We start from the raw sequence: 4,151 nt of genomic DNA on the forward strand, positions 1-4,151 counted from the left end.
GTGCGAAGCCACATCCATCGAATCCATTAGTCAACAAGCGATGGCGCTCAGGGAAAAGCGCCAACCCTGATCGCCGCCCAGGCGGACAAACTCGACGCCCTCAAGACCCACAAGAAAGGGCCGATGCAGCAAGTCTTTCCCACGACAGCCGCAACACCAACGGGACCTACGCCATGAGCATCGACGAACTTCTCCCTTCGGTCGGCGCGCTCTCACATGCGGACAAGCTTCGCTTAGCGCAGATCGTCCTGCAGCAACTCGCCCAGGAAGAGCACGTCTTTTCGCAGTCCGAGCCATCGCATGTTAGCGGGCATCATCCGCTAAAAGGCAGTGTGACCTTCGAAAAGGATATCGTCTCACCGATTGATGTCGACTGGGATGCCAGCCAATGATTATCCTCGACACCCATGCCTGGATCTGGTGGATTGACGAGTCGCCAACACTTCCCGAAGCGACTCGGCAGTTGATTGATCGCGCCGATTACGTCGGGATTCCCGCCATCTGCTGTTGGGAGCTCGCCATGCTGGTCGCAAAGCATCGGATTGGCTTGAGTATGGATGTCGCAGTTTGGATCAAGCTGGCGTTCCAGCGCCCTAGTGTCGGGTTGTTGCCTTTAACGCCGGAGATCGCCGTGCTTTCGACCCGCCTGCCCGGCGAGTTTCATGGTGATCCAGCGGATCGACTGATTGTCGCCAGCAGTTTGACGCACAATGCCCTGTTGGTGACAAGGGATGAAAAGATCACGGATTGGGGAATGGTTCCAGTTTATTGGCGCTAAGACCGGGCTGTAGGGACAGATTCAATACGCACAACCAACAAAGAGAAAGCGCTTCTCATATTGTTATGTTCCGAAACTAAGATGTTATCAAATGAAGCCCTACCGAACGTGTCAGATGCATTACTAAAGGCAGCCAATCACGTTATTTTTCCATAAATTGCTTAGCAGCCCTGTTTGGAATAACTTACTATGATAAGACTCATGCGCGGGCCTAACCAAATGAATCATTGTTGGTATAAAAAATTATCGCTAGCAAGAGGCGTGTCGGTTCTTATCACTTCGTTCCGTTAATGATATCCCGTCTCCAGCCTGGATTTATCTATGACCGAGCCGAACCAGCCAAAATCCATCGAAGCCCGCGCCCGCACGGTTCGCGAGCTGCTCGATAAGGCCAAGTACGCCATCGATTTTTATCAGCGCGAGTACGGTTGGCAGGAACGGCAGGTCCGTGAGCTGATTGATGATCTGACAGGCAAGTTTCTGGACTACTACGAACCTGGGCATGTCCGCGCCCAGGTGGAGGGCTACGGCCACTACTTCCTGGGTTCTGTCGTGCTCAGCCATAAACGGGGTCAGCGATTCATCGTCGATGGGCAACAGCGACTCACCACGCTGACGCTGCTGCTGATCGAGCTTCACCATCGCCAAGGAGAACGGGCGGATGCCGTGGACGTGCGAAACCTGATCTTCTCAGAGAAGTTTGGTAGCAAAAGTTTCAATCTGAACGTTCCCGACCGCGAGCCCATCATGCGCGCCCTGATGGACGGCAAAGGGGCGCAGTTCGACGCCAGTGACGCAACCCCATCGGTCGCCAACCTTCAGGACCGCGCCGCCAATGTTGCCGAGCACCTTCCCGATGAGATCGACGACGTCGCACTGCCGTTCTTCGTCGATTGGCTGCTCGAGAACGTTCATCTGGTGGTGATTGAAGCCTACTCGGACGAGGACGCCTACACGATCTTCGAGACCATGAACGACCGTGGCTTGCCCTTGAGTTTGCCGGAGATGCTCAAGGGCTATGTCCTGGCGAACATCTACAACGAGGGGGATCAACGTGAGGTCAACCACCTCTGGAAATCCCGGATGCAGGCGCTGCGGGCGGTGGAAAACGAGGGGGATGTCGATTTCTTCAAGGATTGGCTACGCGCTCGTCATGCACAAACGATCCGCCCCGGCGCGAAGGGGGCAGAAAACAAAGACTACGAACGCATTGGCACCGAGTTTCATCGCTGGGTTCGGGATCAGCGCGAACCGCTCGGCCTGGTGGATGCGGATGGCATCCTGCGCTTTGTGCGTCGGGATCTCGACTTCTTTAGCCGCCAGGTCCTGACCATTCGTCAGGCGATGACCAAACTGGAGCCTGGGCTTGAGTCGATTCGCTTCAATGCAGACCGCGGCTTTACGCTGCAGACACAGCTCCTGCTTGCACCGCTGAACCCCGAGGACTCCAAAGATGTGACGTGCAGGAAGATGGCGCTGGTCGCGGACTTCGTGGACATCTGGCTCGCGCGTCGGATCTGGTGTTTCCGCACCATCAGTTACTCATCGGTCAAGTACACCATCTTCCAGCTCACCAAGGAGTTGCGCGGGCGTGATGTCGCGGACCTCGCGACCTTCTTACGCGCGCAACTCGACGCGCAGCCCGAAAGCTTTGCTAGCGCGCCGCAGTTTCGGCTTCACAATCAGAATTATCGCCAGGTTCGCCACATCCTCGCGCGCTTGACCTTGTGGCTTGAAAGCCGCTGCGGCCAGCCAGCACACTTCGAGGATCTCATCTCTCAGGGCAAGGCGAAACCGTTCGAGATCGAGCACATTTGGGCGGACCGTTACGAACGGTTCACCGAATGGTTCAACCACCAAAGCGACTTTGATACCGAGCGCAACCGGATCGGCGGGCTGCTACTCCTCCAGCGGGGGATCAACCAGAGCCTGGGGGATGGAACCTACGAACAGAAACGCGACGCGTACATGGCACACAGCGCCAACCTGCTCGCCCGCAGCTTGCACCCACTGGCATATCAGAACCACCCGACGTTCTCGGCCTTGATTGAGCAAACCGGCCTCCCATTCCGCGCCTACGATAGCTTCGGCCCTGAGGAACAGCAGCAACGCCAGGAACTCTATATCCGCATTGCTGAATGGGTCTGGAATCCATCGCGGCTCGATCTGGATGGCGAAAAGCCGCCGACCTATGAACCCATCGCCACCGTCGACGAAGAGGAAGCAGAGGCCGCCAACCGCCCTGATCGGTTCGCAGCACGGCTGGCCTTCTGGACCAAACTACTCGAGCGCGCCAAGGCAGGCTCCGACTTGCATGCGAAAATCTCTCCCGGCAAATACCATTGGACGGGTGCTCGCCGCGACGGTGTTTGGTGGAACTACTGGGTCACGATGACCGAAACGCGGGTCACGATTTACATCGATGGTCCTGACGCGGTTGTGAACAAGGCGCTCTACGACGCTCTCCATGATGGTCATCGCGACGCCATCGAATCCGTATTTGGCGGCGGCCTAGAATGGCATCGACTGAATGATCGCCGGGCCTCTTGGATCGGTGTTCGTATCGAGGGAGGCTGGGTTGACGAGACGACTTGGGATGGCGTTATTGAGCAGGCTGTCAAAGCCATGACGAGACTGTATGCCGCTGCTTCGCCGTGGCTCAAGCAGTGAATCGTGATCAGCAGTTGAATCAGCAAGGCAGTTGATCGCCGCGCAGGCGGACATGCTCGACGCCCTCAAGACCCACAAGAAAGGGCTGATGCAGCAACTCTTCCCCACTGCATCCGCAGCACCAACGGAGCCCACACCATGACCATCGACGAACTTCTGCCTTCGGTCGGCGCGCTCTCGCACGCGGACAAGATTCGTCTAGCGCAAGTGGTCCTGCAGCAACTCGCGCAAGACGAGGGCGCCGCCGAGCCACACCCTGAGCCAGCACGCGAGCCCTTCGACCCGCAACGCTTCTATGGCCTCGCGCAGCAGTCACGCCAAGCCGTGGATGAATATCTGGCCTCGGCGCGCGAAGGTTGGAACGCGGTTCAGGCTCGGCAAAACCCTCTTGCACAGTGAGCACATCACCCATGGAAGCCATCCGCACGATTGAACGGGTCACCCACGGCGAACTGCATCTGCGATTGCCAGAAGCCTTCTGGGGCAAGGAGGTCGAGGTCATCATCCTGACCACGGCAAACGCATCACCCCAAGGCGCTCAGTCGCGCAAGAGCTTGCGCGGCAGCCTCAAGCAGTATGCGGACCCTGAGCGCATGGCGCGCGAGCAGACGGCCTGGTCGGATGCGGTGAGCGACGCGCTATGAGACTAGTCGATGCCAACTTTACCTTTGATGGCAAGCTGGCTAAATTGATCAAAACACTC

4 protein-coding genes and 1 pseudogene are annotated in these 4,151 nt (G+C 57.6%); all 5 read left to right on the forward strand.

Annotated features, from left to right (window positions below; translation table 11 throughout):
* Window positions 1–392 (forward strand): annotated as a pseudogene (locus VBE63_RS25470) (hypothetical protein); the annotation flags it as partial.
* Window positions 389–778, forward strand: a complete 390-nt coding sequence (locus VBE63_RS25475) for a type II toxin-antitoxin system VapC family toxin (RefSeq protein WP_323685804.1) — start codon at window positions 389–391, stop codon at window positions 776–778. The pseudogene VBE63_RS25470 and the gene VBE63_RS25475, both read left to right, overlap by 4 nt.
* 321 nt (window positions 779–1,099) lie before the next feature.
* Window positions 1,100–3,448, forward strand: a complete 2,349-nt coding sequence (locus tag VBE63_RS25480; protein ID WP_323685805.1) for a DUF4268 domain-containing protein — start codon at window positions 1,100–1,102, stop codon at window positions 3,446–3,448.
* 138 nt (window positions 3,449–3,586) lie between these two features.
* The gene (locus VBE63_RS25485; RefSeq protein ID WP_323685806.1) at window positions 3,587–3,847 is read left to right on the forward strand and encodes a hypothetical protein; all 261 of its coding nucleotides are present in this window, start codon (window positions 3,587–3,589) and stop codon (window positions 3,845–3,847) included.
* 11 nt (window positions 3,848–3,858) lie between these two features.
* On the forward strand, window positions 3,859–4,092 hold the full coding sequence (locus tag VBE63_RS25490) for a hypothetical protein (protein WP_323685807.1): 234 nt from the start codon (window positions 3,859–3,861) through the stop codon (window positions 4,090–4,092).
* Window positions 4,093–4,151 lie beyond the last annotated feature (59 nt).

The sequence above is a fragment of the Lamprobacter sp. genome, assembly GCF_034860625.1.
Taxonomy (GTDB): Bacteria; Pseudomonadota; Gammaproteobacteria; order Chromatiales; family Chromatiaceae; genus Lamprobacter.

Coding starts and splice junctions, on each gene's coding strand:
- VBE63_RS25475 (WP_323685804.1), top strand. CDS start 389: ATGATTATCCTCGACACCCATGCCTGGATCTGGTGGATTGACGAGTCG.
- VBE63_RS25480 (WP_323685805.1), top strand. CDS start 1,100: ATGACCGAGCCGAACCAGCCAAAATCCATCGAAGCCCGCGCCCGCACG.
- VBE63_RS25485 (WP_323685806.1), top strand. CDS start 3,587: ATGACCATCGACGAACTTCTGCCTTCGGTCGGCGCGCTCTCGCACGCG.
- VBE63_RS25490 (WP_323685807.1), top strand. CDS start 3,859: ATGGAAGCCATCCGCACGATTGAACGGGTCACCCACGGCGAACTGCAT.